17 protein-coding genes and 1 tRNA gene are annotated in these 16,796 nt (G+C 29.2%); 7 read left to right on the forward strand and 11 right to left on the reverse strand.

Translation table 11 applies throughout. The features are described 5' to 3' along the window. Positions 1 to 10 precede the first annotated feature (10 nt). On the reverse strand, positions 11 to 1,348 hold the full coding sequence (locus ACZ5RS_RS00100; RefSeq protein WP_464636791.1) for a phosphomannomutase/phosphoglucomutase: 1,338 nt from the start codon (positions 1,346 to 1,348) through the stop codon (positions 11 to 13). A gap of 264 nt (positions 1,349 to 1,612) precedes the next feature. Here ACZ5RS_RS00100 and hpt point away from each other — a divergent pair, with 264 nt between their 5' ends. The 4 genes from hpt (at position 1,613) to purB (ending at position 5,526) form a co-directional block, all read left to right on the forward strand. After that, a complete protein-coding gene (gene hpt / locus ACZ5RS_RS00105) occupies positions 1,613 to 2,173 on the forward strand; it encodes a hypoxanthine phosphoribosyltransferase (protein WP_464636792.1) in 561 nt (186 codons plus the stop codon). 48 nt (positions 2,174 to 2,221) lie between these two features. After that, positions 2,222 to 2,764, forward strand: coding sequence for a phosphoribosyltransferase (locus tag ACZ5RS_RS00110; RefSeq protein WP_464636794.1), 543 nt, complete (start codon positions 2,222 to 2,224; stop codon positions 2,762 to 2,764). Positions 2,765 to 2,768: 4 nt separating this feature from the next. After that, a complete protein-coding gene (locus tag ACZ5RS_RS00115; RefSeq protein ID WP_464636796.1) occupies positions 2,769 to 4,037 on the forward strand; it encodes an adenylosuccinate synthase in 1,269 nt (422 codons plus the stop codon). 91 nt (positions 4,038 to 4,128) lie between these two features. Then, a complete protein-coding gene (gene purB / locus ACZ5RS_RS00120) occupies positions 4,129 to 5,526 on the forward strand; it encodes an adenylosuccinate lyase (protein ID WP_464636797.1) in 1,398 nt (465 codons plus the stop codon). On the opposite strand, the gene ACZ5RS_RS00125 is transcribed toward purB, so the two are convergent. From ACZ5RS_RS00125 to ACZ5RS_RS00135, 3 genes are read right to left on the reverse strand one after another with little or no spacing between them, the layout of a single operon-like run. Beyond that, positions 5,521 to 6,141: a YqaA family protein gene (locus tag ACZ5RS_RS00125; RefSeq protein WP_464636799.1), complete on the reverse strand. Its 621-nt coding sequence runs from the start codon at positions 6,139 to 6,141 to the stop codon at positions 5,521 to 5,523. The two genes, purB and ACZ5RS_RS00125, sit on opposite strands and share 6 nt — an antisense overlap. Beyond that, positions 6,131 to 7,297 carry an alanyl-tRNA editing protein gene (locus tag ACZ5RS_RS00130; protein ID WP_464636801.1) on the reverse strand — a complete coding sequence of 389 codons (1,167 nt, stop codon included), beginning with the start codon at positions 7,295 to 7,297 and terminating at the stop codon, positions 6,131 to 6,133. The genes ACZ5RS_RS00125 and ACZ5RS_RS00130 overlap by 11 nt, the downstream gene beginning before the upstream one ends. Next, on the reverse strand, positions 7,294 to 7,932 hold the full coding sequence (locus ACZ5RS_RS00135) for a trimeric intracellular cation channel family protein (RefSeq protein ID WP_464636802.1): 639 nt from the start codon (positions 7,930 to 7,932) through the stop codon (positions 7,294 to 7,296). Before ACZ5RS_RS00135 ends, ACZ5RS_RS00130 begins: the two co-directional genes overlap by 4 nt. 107 nt (positions 7,933 to 8,039) lie before the next feature. Between ACZ5RS_RS00135 and ACZ5RS_RS00140 the strand changes: the two genes are divergently transcribed. Continuing rightward, positions 8,040 to 8,627: a DUF6657 family protein gene (locus ACZ5RS_RS00140; RefSeq protein WP_464636804.1), complete on the forward strand. Its 588-nt coding sequence runs from the start codon at positions 8,040 to 8,042 to the stop codon at positions 8,625 to 8,627. A gap of 16 nt (positions 8,628 to 8,643) precedes the next feature. On the opposite strand, the gene ACZ5RS_RS00145 is transcribed toward ACZ5RS_RS00140, so the two are convergent. The 6 genes from ACZ5RS_RS00145 to ACZ5RS_RS00170 form a co-directional block, all read right to left on the reverse strand. Next, positions 8,644 to 9,366, reverse strand: a complete 723-nt coding sequence (locus ACZ5RS_RS00145; RefSeq protein WP_464636806.1) for a DUF3307 domain-containing protein — start codon at positions 9,364 to 9,366, stop codon at positions 8,644 to 8,646. Next, a complete protein-coding gene (locus tag ACZ5RS_RS00150; RefSeq protein ID WP_464636807.1) occupies positions 9,363 to 10,016 on the reverse strand; it encodes a SatD family protein in 654 nt (217 codons plus the stop codon). Before ACZ5RS_RS00150 ends, ACZ5RS_RS00145 begins: the two co-directional genes overlap by 4 nt. 143 nt (positions 10,017 to 10,159) lie before the next feature. Beyond that, positions 10,160 to 10,471, reverse strand: coding sequence for a hypothetical protein (locus ACZ5RS_RS00155; RefSeq protein ID WP_464636809.1), 312 nt, complete (start codon positions 10,469 to 10,471; stop codon positions 10,160 to 10,162). A gap of 134 nt (positions 10,472 to 10,605) precedes the next feature. Further along, positions 10,606 to 11,889, reverse strand: a complete 1,284-nt coding sequence (locus tag ACZ5RS_RS00160; RefSeq protein ID WP_464636810.1) for a malic enzyme-like NAD(P)-binding protein — start codon at positions 11,887 to 11,889, stop codon at positions 10,606 to 10,608. A gap of 33 nt (positions 11,890 to 11,922) precedes the next feature. Then, on the reverse strand, positions 11,923 to 13,059 hold the full coding sequence (locus tag ACZ5RS_RS00165; protein ID WP_464636812.1) for an Ldh family oxidoreductase: 1,137 nt from the start codon (positions 13,057 to 13,059) through the stop codon (positions 11,923 to 11,925). A gap of 13 nt (positions 13,060 to 13,072) precedes the next feature. Further along, on the reverse strand, positions 13,073 to 13,846 hold the full coding sequence (locus ACZ5RS_RS00170; RefSeq protein ID WP_464636813.1) for a DeoR/GlpR family DNA-binding transcription regulator: 774 nt from the start codon (positions 13,844 to 13,846) through the stop codon (positions 13,073 to 13,075). Between the two features lie 258 nt (positions 13,847 to 14,104). Here ACZ5RS_RS00170 and ACZ5RS_RS00175 point away from each other — a divergent pair. Together ACZ5RS_RS00175 and ACZ5RS_RS00180 are read left to right on the forward strand one after the other, a co-directional pair. After that, positions 14,105 to 14,176 (forward strand) — tRNA-Cys (locus ACZ5RS_RS00175). A 258-nt stretch (positions 14,177 to 14,434) separates the two neighbouring features. After that, positions 14,435 to 15,958 carry an ATP-binding cassette domain-containing protein gene (locus ACZ5RS_RS00180; protein ID WP_464636815.1) on the forward strand — a complete coding sequence of 508 codons (1,524 nt, stop codon included), beginning with the start codon at positions 14,435 to 14,437 and terminating at the stop codon, positions 15,956 to 15,958. Here ACZ5RS_RS00180 and ACZ5RS_RS00185 read toward each other — a convergent pair. Continuing rightward, complete coding sequence (locus ACZ5RS_RS00185) at positions 15,951 to 16,790, reverse strand: exonuclease domain-containing protein (protein ID WP_464636817.1); 840 nt, start codon at positions 16,788 to 16,790, stop codon at positions 15,951 to 15,953. The genes ACZ5RS_RS00180 and ACZ5RS_RS00185 overlap by 8 nt on opposite strands. Positions 16,791 to 16,796: the final 6 nt, after the last annotated feature.

Raw genomic sequence — 16,796 nt, forward strand, 5'->3', positions numbered from 1 at the left:
TATAATTCTACTATTTAGAATTGGCTTTAATAATTTCTGTTATTTGTGCAACTTTTTCATCTAATTCTTTTTGGGAACTAGCTTCAGCAACCAATCTTAAATAAGGTTCTGTATTACTTTTTCTAATACCAAACCACCAGGATTTAAATTCAATTCTATAACCATCAGTATCAAGAACTTTATCAGCTTTTGGAGCATAAGTGTTTTTTAAAATATCAATAACTTCATCTTTATTTTCAACTTTAAAATTAATTTCTCCGCTAGAAACATACTTTACAATATCAGAAATTAAGGAAGAAAGGGTTTTACCACTTTGATGTTTTTTACTAATTAAGTTTAACATCATAATCATAGCAAAAAGACCACTATCACAATTGTTAAATTCTCTAAAATAATAGTGACCAGCTAATTCTCCACCAAATACTGCACCAGTTTCTCTTAGTTTTGCTTTAGCATGAACATGCCCTACTTTCCACATAATTACTTTATAGCCTAATTTCTCTAAATGTTCGGTAGTAGATTTACTGGTTCTAATATCAACAACAGCAATTCTTTCCCCTTCCATTTCAAGCATTTTTTCACCTAAAAGTCCCATTAGATGATCAGCTGGAATATATCCACCTTTTTCATCAATAAACATAACTCTATCAGCATCACCATCAAATATTATACCTAAATCACAACCATTATTAACAACAGTATCTTGTAATTGCTTACAGTTATTTGGATCTAATGGATTTGGTTCATGATTTGGAAAAGTTCCATCTAATACATCATTTATATAAATAGCATCATCACCTAAAACTTCTTTTACTAATAAGCTAGACATACCATTTGAACAATCAACTGCAATTTTAAGCTTTGAATAATCTTCTTTATATTTATTTAAAAATTCAAGATAAGGAGTTTTAGCATCAACTTTTTTAAGGCTCCCCTTTTTATCTGATATTACTACTCCTTCTTTTTCACACATTTCTTCTAATTGTTTTAGGCCTGTCTCCCCGCCAACAGGGATTGCCATTTTTCTACTGATTTTTAAACCATTATATTTACCTGGATTATGAGAGGCTGTAATTTGTACAGAACCATCAACTTTATAATAAACTGTTGCAAAATAAACCATTGGAGTTGAAGCTAATGAGATATCAAGTACATCACAATTTGCATCTAGAATTCCTTTAGTTAGATTTTCATAAATAACGGGAGAAGAAACTCTCATATCACGCCCAACTAAAATTGTCTTGGCATCAAGTAATCTAGGTAAAAAGTACCCAACTTTATATGCTAAGTCTTCAGTTAATTCACTACCAAAGACACCTCTAATATCATATGCTTTAAATGCTTTCATAAAACCCTCCTATATAAAAATGTTATAAAAACAATATCCTCTTTATTTATATAAGTATTCTATCAAAATCTAAAAAGAATATAAATAAAGTAAATATAAAATCTTTTTTATATTTTGCTAAGAATATAATAGATTTTAATATATCTTTAATTTTTTCATAAATTATTAAGAGAATGTAAAATTAATATTTTCCTAAGACTTCAGTTTAATTGACTATTATCTTTTTTTCATGTACAAATAAATATAATTTATTTTGGAGGGATTATGGGATCTTCACTCGCTATACCTGCTTTAACTAAAGATTTAGCTAGAGTATTAATTGATGCAGACTCTATCTCACGCAGAGTTGATGAATTAGCACATCAGATTAATGAGGCATATGCTAATATTGAGGGGCACCTTATACTCGTTGGGGTATTGAAGGGCTCTTTTATTTTGACCGCAGACTTATGTAGAAAATTGACAGTTCCTCATGTTGTTGATTTTATTGCATTATCTTCTTATACAGGAGATAGAACTAGTGGTAATGTACGCCTTTTAATGGACACAAGAGAAAACATGGAAAACAAACATGTTTTAATTATTGAGGATATCTTAGACTCAGGCTACACTTTAGATTATTTAATTAGAAACTTTAAATCTAGAAAACCTTTAAGTGTTAAAACTCTAGTTTTATTAGATAAACCAGATAGACATACCGTCCCTGTAGAAATTGATTATATGGGCTTTGAAATCCCTGATGTTTGGGTTGTAGGTTATGGCCTAGATTATAATGAACAATATAGAACATTACCTTATATTGCAGAAATGTATCCACAAGAATAAATTAAATTACTTAATTTAAAATATATAAATAAAATTGGAAACTTCTTTATGAACAACGAAAAATTTTATGTTAGTTACAACACAGTGCACAATCTAATCAAAGATCTAGCCTATAAAATTATTGATAGCGATTTTGATCCTGATGTAATTGTAGCAATCGGATCTGGAGGATTCATTCCTGCAAGAATTATTAAGACTTTTATCAACCGTCCTATTTATGCTGTTGGCATTTCGTATTATGGTGTGGATAATAAACACAAAACTCATCCAACTAAAATACAATGGATTGATGAAGTACAAGAACAATTAAAAGGCAAAAAAGTATTATTAATTGATGAAGTTGATGATACCAGAGCAACATTAGGTTATTGTGTAAGAGAATTACTTAAATATAATCCTGAAGAAATAGCTGTCTTAGTTCTTCACAACAAATTAAAGAAAAAAGATGTTGATTTCCCTGCAGAGATAAAGAGATATTATCCTGCCCTAGAGATTGACGATTTATGGATTAAATATCCTTGGGATGCTGTGGATATTGAAGACCATACTGAAAAAGAAAAGGCTATGTTAGCAAACGAGCCTAAGGAGTAAAATAATGAGTATTAGTGCTATTGTAGGAGCCCAATGGGGAGATGAAGGAAAAGGTCGTATTGTTGATTATTTAGCAACAAAAGCTGATTTATGTATCCGATTTCAAGGTGGAGATAATGCAGGTCATACAGTTATAAATGACAAGGGTAAATTTGCACTTCACATTATCCCTTCCGGTATCTTTAATCCAGAAACCACAAATATTGTAGGTGCTGGAACAGTAGTAAATTTCGATACAATGAAAATTGAACTCGATTCTATTAGAAGTGCTGGTGTTGATGGTAATAACTTATTCATCGATAAAAGAGCTCATTTAATTATGCCTTTCCACTGTGCTTTAGATGGTGCTGAGGAAGCAAGTAAAAGCAAAAACTGGAAAATTGGAACCACTAAAAAAGGTATTGGACCTACTTATAGTGATAAAGCAGCAAGAAGTGGTATTAGAGCAGTTGATATTCTAGATGTAGAAAGATTAACAAAAAGATTAAATATGCTATTACCTAGAAAAAATAGAGAATTAGCTTATTTTGGTTTACCACAAGTAACTCTTGAAGAAATGCTTGAAGTATGTGCAAAATGGAGAGATTTATTTGGAGACAAGATTATTGATTCTGTTCCAGTTATCCGTGATGCATATCAATCAAATAAAAATATTTTATTAGAAGGTCAATTAGGTATAATGAGAGACCTTGACTGGGGTATTTATCCTTATACAACAAGTAGCAATCCAACAGCTGGTGGTACCTGTAGCGGTGCTGGTATTGCTCCTACTAGAATTAGTGAAGTAATCGGTGTTGTAAAAGCTTATTCAACTTCAGTTGGTGGCGGACCTTTCATGACTGAATTATTCGATGCTGATGGTGAAAAATTAAGAGACATCGGACACGAATATGGTGCTACAACTGGTAGACCTCGTCGTTGTGGTTGGTTTGATGCTGTAGCTGCTGATTATTCTTGTTGGATTAATGGTTTCACAGGTATCGCAATTACTAAACTTGATATCTTAGACAATTTTGATACAATCAAAGTTTGTACAGCTTATGAAGTAAATGGCGAAGTAATCAACTATTTACCAGAAACAGCTTTACAAGAAATTGCAAAACCAATTTATAAAGAATTTAAAGGTTGGAAATGTGATACTTCTAATGCTAGAAAATGGGAAGATTTACCAAAAGAAGCTCAGGACTATTGTACTGAACTTGGCAAACTCGTTGGTGCACCAATTAAGTTTGTTTCAGTTGGCCCAGAAAGAGATCAAATCATTATTTTATAATAAATCATTTAATGGGTTAGGCAATATTGCTTAACCCTTTTTATTTTTTAAAATTAATATTTAACAATATTAAAAATTATGGAGTTATTTTATGACAACCTTCACTCATGATACATATATTTCCCCTTTCACTTGGAGATATTCAAGTTCTCAAATGAGAGAAATTTATAGTGAAAAACACAAAAGAATTCTTCTTAGAAAGATTTGGATTGCACTAGCTACTGCTCAAATGGAAGCTGGCCTTGTAACTCAAAAACAACTAGAAGAATTACTAGCTCATAAAACTGATATTGATGTTGAAAGAGCGACAGAGATTGAAAATATTATTCATCATGACTTAATGGCTGAAATAAAAACCTATGCTGAACAATGTCCTAATGCAGGTGCTATTATTCACTTAGGAGCTACTAGCATGGATATTCTAGACAATATGGATGCTATTAGATTAAAAGAAGCACTAGATATTATAATTAGTAAATCTAAAGAATTATTAGCTTATTTTGTAGATAAAATGAAAGAATTCAAAGATTTACCTTGTATGGCTTTTACTCATATTCAACCTGCAGAACCTACTACTGTTGGATACAGAATTGCACAAACTGCACAAGATCTAATTGAAGATATTAAAGACTTAGAATTAGTAAGAAATAATATTAAAGGCAAAGGTATGAAAGGCGCTGTTGGAACAGCAGCAAGTTATACTGAATTATTAAAGAATACAAAATTAAGTGCAAAAGATATGGAAGATATTGTAATGAAGAAGCTTGATTTAAAAGCATTTAGTGCTGCAACTCAAGTTTATACTAGAAAACAAGATTTACGTGTTGCTAATGCCCTATCTTCTCTAGCTTGTACTCTTTATAAATTCTTTATTGATTTTAGAATCTTACAATCTCCACCTATTGGTGAATGGTCAGAACCTTTTGGTAAAAATCAAGTGGGTTCTTCTGCTATGCCATTTAAGAGAAATCCAATTAATAGTGAAAAAATTGATAGTTTATGCAGATTTGTAAGTTCTCAACCTAATACTCTTTGGCAAAATAGTGCTCAAACTCTCCTAGAAAGAACCTTAGATGATAGTGCTAATAGAAGAGTTGTATTACCAAATACCTTTATGGCTTGTGATGAGATTTTAATTACAGCAATTAAAGTTGTAAAAAATATGAATATACACACAACAGCAATAAAGAGAAATATGAAGACTTATGGTATTTTTGCTGCAAGTGAAAGACTTCTTATGGAATTAGGTAGAAATGGTGCAAACCGTCAAGAAATGCATGAATTAATTCGTGAACATAGCCTTAGAGCTTGGAAAGAAGTTCAAGAAGGAAAAGAAAACACTCTTAAAGAAGATTTAGTAAATGATAAAATTATCTTAAAGTATGTTAGCAAAGAAAAAGCAATCGAATTATTAAATGCTGATGAATATGTTGGCGATGCTCCTTTAAGAACTGAAATGATCATAGAAGAAGCATCACAAATATTATAGGAATTGAATTAGTTCAACACCTGCTTTAAATAGATAATAGTAGATTAACATTCTAGGAAATCTAACTAAACAGGCAAGAGCAACATCTTTAAATTCAACTTTTAATATTCCAGCAGTCCAACAGATTGTTGAATATGGAATAGGAGTCAGGCCTGCTAATGCAACGCCCCAGGCTCCTTTTTTATGTATAAACACTTTATGAGATCCCATAATTCTAATAGCAAAACTATTAACCACCTTGATTAAAGATATTAAATGGCCAAGCCAATATGCTGTAATTCCGCCCAAAAAAGACGCTGCTCCCATAAAGAATGTTATCTGCAAAGCATTCCAATCCCCTGATACTAAGGGGAACATAATATCTGGAGTTAAAGGCACAATAAAAGTGTCACAGAGATATACAAACAAAGAGACACCAAAGTGTCCTAATTCATTATATAAGTTTTGAGCTACATTATTTGCTTGAACATTTGATTTCATTATTTGACTGTAAATTGAGAACAAAATAAAAATAACCAATAAAGCTAAAATTGTTCTAAAAAACAATTTCTTCCAAGCAATACTACCATCCTCTTTTAAAAAAGAATGTTTTTTTTCATCTTCATTATTTTCCATTAAAATAACCTAAAAAAGCCTTTTCACATTTATCAATATTACTTAATTCGCCTTTACCTTGAAAATATGGAGCTTTACCACCACCCTTGCCATTGATATAACATAAAACATTTTTCCTAATATCATTAATATTATATTTTTCATAACTTGGGCCTAAATAAATGAACCATCTTAGTAAAGAAGAATCTATCTTGTAAAAGAAAAGAGCCTTATCAAAGGTTACATCAATATCCTTAAAATCTATATTATATTCACTAATATTCTTTGTAATAATATTTTCATTAGTATTTAATAGATTTGAAATAATCAAATCAGTATTTTCTTTTTTTAATAGCCTTACTTCTTTTTCTAATTCAAGTTTCTTATTCAAAAGCGACTTATCACATTCAACTAAAGTATCAAGAGTTGCACTGTGCAAAGTGCATAACGTTTTAATTACATTATCATATTCTCTACAAATCTTAGTTACTTCATTTGAAACTCTAAATAATAATCTATAATGTTTTCTAATTTTTTCAAAACCTATATACATTATTTTCTCTATTTCTTTTGTGTTTTTTACATGAAGGCCACCACAGGCTATTAAATCAATATCTTCAATTTTTACTATTCTAACATCTGAATCTACTTTAATACTTCGTCTCATATTTAATTTTTCAGCAGCGGTTTTATCCATCTCTAAATATGAAATTTCATGTGCTTCTAAGATTTTTTTGTTTGCTATATCTTCTAATTCATAACAATTTTCAATACTAAAATCAGCTTTATCAATTTCTATAGTTAAATTTTCAACACCTTGATGAACGGATACAGTTCCAACTGTAAAAACTGAATATAATAGCCCACTTAATAAATGCTGAGCACTATGCATTTTCATATAATTGTATCTATATTCCCAGTCCAATTTTAATATAATATCCATACCGATAGAAAGAGATGAAGAATCTTTTACATAATGAGCTATTTGAGAGCCATCTTTTTGAGTATCATAAATCTCAATGTCATTTATGTATCCTTTATCACCTGGTTGACCACCACCTTCTGGATAAAAAATTGTTTTATCTAAATAAACTTTATTTTCAATAATATCAACAATTTTAGCTGAAATTTCTTTTTTATATGTATCATTATAATATTCTTTTATTACTTGAATCATTTTAACCTCTTCTTCCAAACACTACCGCTCTTTGGCAATTCAATAAAAAATTGAATTGCTATTATTCTTATTACAAATACAAATAAAGAAGAAAATAAGAATATGTAAGCTAGTGACAAATCAGTTCTCTCTAATAACAAATATAACAACCCCCCTAATAAAGAAGCTGTTGCATAAAAATCATTTGTTAATATAGTTGGAATATTTTTACTCATAAGATCTCTAATTACTCCACCACCTGTTGCACTTACAACACCACAGAGTACTTGTCCAATTGCTGAACAATCATATAAAGCACCTTTAGCACAACCAATAGCTGTAAATACACCAAGTCCAATAGCATCAGAATATTTGATAATTTTTCTCTCAGAATGAATAAAGGACCCAATAAAGAAGACAATAATACCCACAGCAATACAAACAACTAAATAAACATAATTAGTTAAAACAGCTACAGGAGTTGCCCCAATTAAGGAATCACGAATCATGCCTCCACCACAACCAACAGTTGTTGCAAAAACAATAACTCCTAAAAAATCTAAATCTTTTTCTACACCTTTTAATGCCCCTGTTAGAGCAAATATTATAGTTCCAAAAATATCAAAGCCATAAATTAAACCAACCGAATTTGTCATAGCTAAAATTTAACATATCTTTTAGGTACTTGTTAATTAGTTTGTTTGATATTATCTTATCTTTATAAAGAATTTTTTTTAAAATTAATTAAATTGAGGAAGTAATTATGGCTAGAATAAAATCTGCTTGGGAAATAGCATTAGAAAAAACAGAAAATTTAAATGTAGATTTAGAAAAAATAAACAGAGATAAAGCAGTTAAACTAGGAAGAAGAATTTGTGGCTTATACATCAACGATATTGATTTCACAATTGAAAAATTCAAAAAAGAATATGAAAACGCTGAAAATAAAGAACAAGTAAATGAAGGTATTGTTAATAACCTTTTATTAAATTTAGCTTTACCAGTTGATAATACTTATAATACTACTTTAGACAAACTAGTTGATATAATTGAAATACTAAAAAAAGATCCCTCTGAACTAATAGATCTTATTAACCAAATTAGATCATTCTTTGATCAATACTTGAATCATCAAACAGAATTAGTTAATCAAATGAAAGAACAATTTGGACCAGTTTTACAACAAAAAGAAGCTCAATTAAAACAACAATATGGGCCAGATTTTACTTATGCTCCAGAAAATGACCAAGAATTTATGAAATTACTTGATGATAATTTAAAGAAATTAGACGAACAATATGAGCAAACATTAGTTCAAGTTAAAGAAAAAATTAAAGAAGAATTATTATAAAATATATGGGGTATCATTACCCCATATTTAATATATTGCTGTTATATAAAAACAAGAAATATATAACTATTGATACTAAAACACTTAATAGAGTTCCTATTAAATAATATTCTGCAAAATCTCTTTCTTCAAAATTTTTCCATCTGGCAATTGATTTTGCAGCAAACACATACCCTATGACTACAAATTGATTGGCTAGTAATAAAACAGTAATTAAAAGTCTTTCTAAATTACCTATAATCCGTCCTAATCGCTTCTCTTTAACTTCATTATCACTTTCTTCAAAAAAGCTTTTAATAAATATATTTGTAGGTTTTAAAATTATTAATACAGATATAGTTAATTTCAAAATATTTAAATAAGGATTCAAATCAAAACGATTTACAAAAGATAAACCCTTATCAAAATAGTAAAATATGCCTAATATTATTAATATATGAATTAATTGATCTAATGAAAAAACAAAGTTTTTTGATAACTTTGTATCTAAGTTAATAATAAACTTTATAAAATCGACAACAAAATGCGAAATACCAATCAGTGATACACAAAAAATTAAATTCCAAGAGTTTCTATATATAATAAACAATAAAGAAAAAGTTAATAAATAAATTATGCAATGAATAAACAAACTTTTAATATTTTCATCTTTCGCTAATGCCATTTTATGAGATTGAAAATAGAAATCTGCTATAAAATGAAATAGTAATAAAACAATTAAAAAACTATTATTTATCATAAAATATACTCCATATTAATTAAATCAATAATTGCTTTCTCACTTGCTATATACTTATCATATTTTGCGGCTTTTATAGTCCTACTAACAAGAGATTGATTTATTTTTAATTTTGAAGCAATTTTACTTTGAGTAATTGAATCATTAAAGAATTTAATTTTTACAACCTCTTTTTGCAAACTGCTCCAATTTAAGAAACAATCATTAATCCAAAATAGTTGCAAATTAAATAAATTTGTTAATTTTTTATTATCCCCTTCTATTAAAATATTTTGTTCTTTCTTTTTTAATTTCTTTAATTCATTAATACAAATCCTAGCTTTATGATATGCAGGGCCATCAGCTCCTATAGCTGCATAAGGATTTATTTCTGTATAAATTTCCCCAATACCAATTCCAAATCTTAAATTAATTGAATCTAATTTAAATTGAATTGTATCTATGATTTTAAATAGATTTTTTGAAGAATTTAAAACTCCTTGAAATTCATCTCCAAGAGTTATAACAAATTTTGATTCAATATCATTTTTATATTTTATATTTATATCTTCTAAGATAGAATTAATTTTATTTTGAACAGGCTTTCTCTTATCACTACTTATTTTCTTTGAATCTATTATATCTGCTATTATTGCTATTTTATTTTTCATTCAGTCATCCTTATTATGACTAAATTATATCATAATTATTAAATATGTCAATTTTTTATCATAAATATATTTTATGATAAAAATTAATCATAAAAAAATCCTCATTTATTAAAAACGAGGATTAATTTTTTTAAATATTTATCTTAAAGGAAACACCAAAAAGGTGGTAACATAAAACCTATAAACAAAATTATGCCAAGAGCAAAAATAGAGAGAGATATTATTGAGAGTACCCATCCTGCCATAGCTGCACTTGAATTATGTCTAATTCTTGTTCCTTTAACTAATGCAATTATTGCTAAAATTACACCTAAAAATGAAAAAAACCAAGAAAAGATGCTTACAATAGAAATAATACCTAAGATCAATACAACTGAAGAAGCATCATCGCTAGTTTTCTTTTGTATACAATCATCTTCATCATATGGATGAGAATCATTATCATAATTATTCATATAGCTTTCTCCTTGTGATAAATAATAATATTAAAATCGAAAAAAAGAAACATTCAAATATTAAATTCACAAGAAATACAAAAATCTCCAAGAGTTCATCTCTTGGAGATAATTACTTTTAGATTAAATATTTATTAATCCCAATATTTTTTCATTCTTTCAACTAATGATTGACGGTAAGCTTCCCAATCCTTAATAGGATGTTGAGCAACACCTTCTTCACATGCAGCCTTTGCAACAGCAACTGCTTCATATTCAATTACTCTTGGATCGAATGGTTTTGGAACAATATAATCACGACCAAAGCTAAAGCTTCTTCCATAAGCTGCTTCTACTTCTTTTACGATAGGTTCTTTTGCTAATTTAGCTAAAGCTTTTGCTGCAGCCATTTTCATTGATTCAGTAATCTTAGTTGCTCTAACATCTAAAGCACCACGGAAAATAAATGGGAAACCTAAAACATTGTTAATTTGGTTTGGATAGTCACTTCTTCCAGTTGCCATGATTAAATCACTACGTGTTTCAATAGCTAAATGATAATCAATTTCTGGATTTGGATTACTCATTGCAAATACAATAGGATCTTTTGCCATTGAATTTAACATATCAACGCTAACACAATCAGCAACAGATAAACCCATTAATACATCAGCACCCTTTAAAGCATCTGCTAAATCTCTACAATCTGTCTTTGCTGCAAATTCAGTTTTTTCTTTAGTCATTCTTTCTGTACGGCCTTCAAATATAACACCTTTACTATCGCACATAATTAAATTTTCTTTCTTTACACCAGCAGCAATAAACATTCTTGCACAAGAAATACCAGCAGCACCAGCACCATTTACAACTACTTTAATATCAGCTAAGTTTTTGTTAACAATTTCTGTTGCATTCATTAAACCTGCTGTTGCAATAATTGCAGTACCATGTTGGTCATCATGGAAAATTGGAATATCACATTGTTTGATTAATTCTTGTTCAATTTCAAAACATTCTGGGCCTTTAATATCTTCAAGGTTAACCCCGCCAAATGTTGGGCTTAATTTTTTAACAATTTCAATCAATTTTTTAGGATCTTTTTCATCTACTTCAATATCAAAAACATCAATATCAGCAAATCTTTTGAAAAGAACACCCTTACCTTCCATAACAGGTTTACTTGCTAATGGACCTCTGTCTCCTAAACCTAATATAGCAGTACCATTAGAGATAACAGCTACTAGATTACCTTTAGCAGTATACTTGTATGCATCTTCTGGATTTTCTTCAATTGCTAATACAGGTTGAGCTACACCAGGAGTATATGCTAAACCTAAATCATCAGAAGTTTTACAAGGTTTTGTTGGAACAACACTAACCTTACCGGGCACATTGTCTTGAATGTGATAAGCCAAAGCTCTTTCTTTTAAAGTTGCCATTTTTTTTATTATCCTTATTTTTTATATATTCGTTTATTCAAAATCCCATTTATAATCCATATTCCATCTATCTCTTAATTCAATCATGACTTTTTGTAGTGATGGAGGAACAGGACAACCGTGTTCTTTTCTATAATTATAAGCAATATATTCTTTTTCACCTGGAGTAAAGATTTGATCTTCACCTGGTGCTTTTTCACTATTTCTTAATTGTCTACAAATTGTTCCTGAGATAGCTTTGAATACATTAGCACCCATAAAGAATTCAGGGTTGATTGCAATAAAGAAATGTCCTAGTGGATATGGAATTGGATTATGATCTTTATCAAAACCATTTAAAGCTTTCATGAAAGCACCATCTTGTAATGCAGCTGATAAAATTTCTACAACAGCAGCATAGCCATAACCTTTATAACCACCTGTAACTTCACCAATTCCTCCTAAAGGAGTTAATGCTGCATTACCAGTTGTCAAATCATATAATACTTGTTTTGTATCAGTTCTTGTTTTACCATCACGACCAATAACCCAACCAGCAGGAAGGTCTTTACCAGCTCTACCATAAACTTCAATTTTACCACGTTGTGATACACTAGTTGCACAGTCTAAAACAAATGGGAAATCTTCATCGGTTGGAATACCAAAAGTTAAAGGGTTAGTTCCCATCATATTTTCAACACCATTAGTTGGTGCAATTGAAGGTCTAGCATTAGTTCCTGTAACACCAATCATATTTTCTTTTGTAGCCATTAGTGCATAATAACCAGCAATACCATAGTGAGTAGAATTTCTTACTGCAACAACACCAACACCATATTCTTTAGCTTTTTCGATTGCCATAGACATAGCTTTTTTAGATACTACATGACCTAAGCCATTGTGACCATCTAATACTGCTGTAGCTTTTTCATCTTTCAAGACTTCAATTTCAGTAATAGGATTCATAATTCCTTTATCAATTCTATCAATGTAAATTGGTTTTAATCTTCCAATACCGTGGCTATCAATACCTCTTTTGTCTGATTCAATTAATACTTCACCAATTGTTTTTGCATCATCTTTTGGAATGCCTGCATTAACTAAGGCTTCTCTCATAAATTTTTCTAAATCTTCAAAAGGAATCCATGCGCAATCTTTGTAATTGTCTGCATAATTTTCTTCAAATTTCATAGCCGTCCTCCTATTATGATTTTGCTATTAATACTTGTATATGTTTACTTATTTCTGTGTTTTTTAATAAGTTTCCACCATTTTCATCTGTCACTAAAACATCAACTCTTTCTATTGGAACTGTCTTAAAGTTTGAAACAACTCCAATTTTATTTTCAGTTGCTACAACAATTTTGGAGCCTACACTATGATTAATCATAGCTCTAGTAGTATCAGCTTCTTCTAATACTGGAGTAGTTAATCCAGCTATTGGAGAGAATCCATCAACACCAATAATTGCTTTATTTGCATAAATTTGATCAATTAAATTAAAAGCTAAGCGCCCTGAAACAGAATGTGATTTAGGTCTATAATATCCACCGACGAATATTATTTTAACATTACCATCACTTTTACAAAGCCACATAGCATCGATATTATTAGTAACAATTGTTATATCTATATTTCTTTCTAAAATAGATTTAATTACTTCTAAAGTAGTAGAACCACTGTTAATATAAACAGTATCACCTTCATCGAGTAAAGATGCTGCCAGTTTTCCAACTGCTTGTTTCTCTTTTGAACATTCAGATGCTTTTTGTAGATAATCTGGTTCAATGTTTAAGTTTCTTCTAAGAGTTGCTCCACCATGAGTTCTTTCTAAGACTCCTCTAGAACAAAGGCCATCCAAATCACGTCTAATCGTTAACTCACTTACATCTAAATCTGTTGCAAGTTCACTAACGCTTACGCTCTTTTTTTTCATTGCCAATTCTTGAATATATCTTTGTCTTTCAACAGGTAACATTATTAATCCTTTGAACGTTTTTGTTCGTTTGTCCACATGATACATTCAATTACATTAACTGTCAAGAAAAAAAGGTTCAGAAAGATAAACTTATAAACCAATAATGTTCATAATTATTATACTACATAAAATGAATATAAACTTACTTTTTAGCAATTATTTTCAACTTTTAAATAAAATGATTTACTTTTTACAAGTTTTTTGTTTTTTCTACTTGAAAAACCCCCATAAATTTGTTAATCTCTCAATCGTTGCGTTGGTGCCATACCCAAGCGGTAAGGGAACGGTCTGCAAAACCGTGATGCATCGGTTCGAATCCGATTGGCACCTCTACTTTTAATATATAAGGCTTCTATTATTTTAAATAGAAGCTTTTTTATTGAAATATTGACTAATCTGAAATTAAATGTTTTTATTTAAGTAAATTGGAGATAAATAAGTGAGAATATAATAAAACGGGATAAACAGTAAGCTTAAATCAGTATTATTAATACAGATTTTAATATGCCCACGAGGGGTTATCCGTTTTTATATATATTTTTCATCAGGTCCTTCCCTCAATCTAGACTTATATACCGGAAGACTAATATGGCCTTTTTACATATATCTAATTTATCATTCAAATACCAAAGCTCAATCACCCCTATTTTTTCATCAGTTAATTTAACCTTATCAGAAGATTGGTTCGCATTAATTGGACCAAATGGTTGTGGAAAAACTACATTGCTAAATATAATAGCAAATAAAATAAAACCTGATTTAGGAGAAATATCTCCTAAATTATCTACTTATCTTTGCCAACAGGATACCTTATTAGATATTCCTGAATTCTTTTACTCCCCTGATTTAATCAATTTACCTGAGACAAACAAAATCTTAAGCAAATTAGAGATAAAAGATGATTGGACTTGGAGATGGGATCAATTAAGCGGAGGAGAAAAAAAGCGTTGTATGATAGCTGATGCTATTATTAGAAAGCCAGAGGTTTTATTAATTGATGAACCAGCAAATCATCTTGATATTTATTCTATGAATTTATTATCTAATGAATTAAAAGCTTATAAAGGAATTGGAATTATAATTTCCCATGATTTAACTTTCTTAGATAACATTTGTACAAAAACAATAATGATTGAACCAACAAAAATTGGTAATCAAGTAATGATTTACGACTGTAAACCCTCAATAGCATTAGAACAAAGAGATAAAACAATTCATTATCTAAAAGATCAAAAATCTGAACAAATAAAAAAAATAGAACATCTAAAGAAAATAAAACATAATGAAATGCAAAATATTCAAGCTTCAAAAAATAGATTATCTAAGAAAAATGTTTCAGCTAAGGACTTTTCAACAAAAAGTAAAATAGATGGTGCAAGACTTTCTTCAAAGGATAAAAAACCAGGACAAAGACTCTCATCCATTAATACAGAGATAAAGAGAAACACTCAAAAACTTAACAATTTAATAGTATTTGAAAGTAGAAAAACAGGGGTTGATTTATCAGGGAGTAAAGAAAAAGGTAATTTTATCTTAGATTTAGAGAAAGATACTATTTCTCTTATTGAAAATACTCTTAACCTACAGCATCCAAATCTAATAATTAAACCTGAAGATAGAATCATTTTAACTGGAAATAATGGGACTGGAAAAACTACTTTCATAAAATATCTATATAATCTTTTAGAAAATAAAAACAAATCATTTTGGTATTTACCCCAAGAATTCACACAACAAGATAGAATAGATATTAAAAATAAAATATTGAACTTAGATAAAGAGAAACAAGCTGAAATATTTTCAATAGTTTTTAGGCTTGGTTCTAATCCGACTTCTATAATGAATAGCGATTTAATCAGCCCAGGTGAAGCTCAAAAATTACTTTATGGCTTAGCTATAATATCAAAAGCTTCACTATTAATACTTGATGAACCAACAAACTATTTAGATATATTATCAATTAAATCATTAATTGAAGCTTTAAATAATTTTAATGGAGCTATAATTGCAGTAACCCATGATAGATCTTTTTCAAAAGCTATAGGAAAGAAAAATTGGAATTTAATAAGAAATGAGAATTTAACAATCTTAGAAGAAACTGATATTATTTAGTGATTTCTGTATCAATTAATTTAAAAAAATCTCGATAATCTATAATTTCAATATTATCACCATTTTTAATTTTAAATTTAGCCTTTTGGAGCTTACCCTGGCCTCCATTAGGCTCTCCTTTTATTAAATATCTGGTTTTATTAATTACAGACTCCCCGACCATTCCACCATGATTAACAATTATTTGCCAAACTTCACTTCTAGATAAATTTGGAATAACCCCTGTTATTACACAATGACAAGAGTCAAGTTGATCCCCTAAATCCTCTGTTTTCATTATTTGTGAAGCTCTACAACTTCCAATAATCTTATCAACAGTTTTAATGTTTATATTATAGGGTTTATCTACCTTAGATAGACAAGAATATAACATTTTTACATCATCTAAGGCTCTATGAGTTTGTTCAATGTCTATTTGAAAATATTTTCTAATGTAATTTAGATTATATCTATATAAATTTAAAGTTTCTCTAAAAATAGGCAAAGTATCAATATATCTATTTTTTATGCCGAAAGTTAATCGTCTATTTAAAACATCCATATCAAAAGGAGCATTATGAGCAACTAAAATATCATCTTCAATAAAATCATATATATCTTTACTTGCCTCTGCTACTAAAGGAGCATTTAAAACCATTTCATTAGTAATTCCATGAATACTAATTACTTGATCACTCATAACCATCTTTGGATTAACTAAAGTATCAAAAGATTCTACAGGTTTTCCATCTCTAAATTTTATAGCTGCAAATTCTACTAATTTAGAATAACAACCTAAACCAGTGGTCTCGGTGTCTATTATTGTAAAATTTTTTATTTTCTCAAATATCATCAAAGC

The sequence above is a fragment of the Pleomorphochaeta caudata genome (genome assembly GCF_055395745.1).

Bases quoted from the DNA above. Each gene is read 5' to 3' on its own strand.
- ACZ5RS_RS00100 (WP_464636791.1), bottom strand. From the start codon at position 1,348: ATGAAAGCATTTAAAGCATATGATATTAGAGGTGTCTTTGGTAGTGAA.
- hpt (WP_464636792.1), top strand. From the start codon at position 1,613: ATGGGATCTTCACTCGCTATACCTGCTTTAACTAAAGATTTAGCTAGA.
- ACZ5RS_RS00110 (WP_464636794.1), top strand. From the start codon at position 2,222: ATGAACAACGAAAAATTTTATGTTAGTTACAACACAGTGCACAATCTA.
- ACZ5RS_RS00115 (WP_464636796.1), top strand. From the start codon at position 2,769: ATGAGTATTAGTGCTATTGTAGGAGCCCAATGGGGAGATGAAGGAAAA.
- purB (WP_464636797.1), top strand. From the start codon at position 4,129: ATGACAACCTTCACTCATGATACATATATTTCCCCTTTCACTTGGAGA.
- ACZ5RS_RS00125 (WP_464636799.1), bottom strand. From the start codon at position 6,141: ATGGAAAATAATGAAGATGAAAAAAAACATTCTTTTTTAAAAGAGGAT.
- ACZ5RS_RS00130 (WP_464636801.1), bottom strand. From the start codon at position 7,297: ATGATTCAAGTAATAAAAGAATATTATAATGATACATATAAAAAAGAA.
- ACZ5RS_RS00135 (WP_464636802.1), bottom strand. From the start codon at position 7,932: ATGACAAATTCGGTTGGTTTAATTTATGGCTTTGATATTTTTGGAACT.
- ACZ5RS_RS00140 (WP_464636804.1), top strand. From the start codon at position 8,040: ATGGCTAGAATAAAATCTGCTTGGGAAATAGCATTAGAAAAAACAGAA.
- ACZ5RS_RS00145 (WP_464636806.1), bottom strand. From the start codon at position 9,366: ATGATAAATAATAGTTTTTTAATTGTTTTATTACTATTTCATTTTATA.
- ACZ5RS_RS00150 (WP_464636807.1), bottom strand. From the start codon at position 10,016: ATGAAAAATAAAATAGCAATAATAGCAGATATAATAGATTCAAAGAAA.
- ACZ5RS_RS00155 (WP_464636809.1), bottom strand. From the start codon at position 10,471: ATGAATAATTATGATAATGATTCTCATCCATATGATGAAGATGATTGT.
- ACZ5RS_RS00160 (WP_464636810.1), bottom strand. From the start codon at position 11,889: ATGGCAACTTTAAAAGAAAGAGCTTTGGCTTATCACATTCAAGACAAT.
- ACZ5RS_RS00165 (WP_464636812.1), bottom strand. From the start codon at position 13,059: ATGAAATTTGAAGAAAATTATGCAGACAATTACAAAGATTGCGCATGG.
- ACZ5RS_RS00170 (WP_464636813.1), bottom strand. From the start codon at position 13,846: ATGTTACCTGTTGAAAGACAAAGATATATTCAAGAATTGGCAATGAAA.
- ACZ5RS_RS00180 (WP_464636815.1), top strand. From the start codon at position 14,435: ATGGCCTTTTTACATATATCTAATTTATCATTCAAATACCAAAGCTCA.
- ACZ5RS_RS00185 (WP_464636817.1), bottom strand. From the start codon at position 16,790: ATGATATTTGAGAAAATAAAAAATTTTACAATAATAGACACCGAGACC.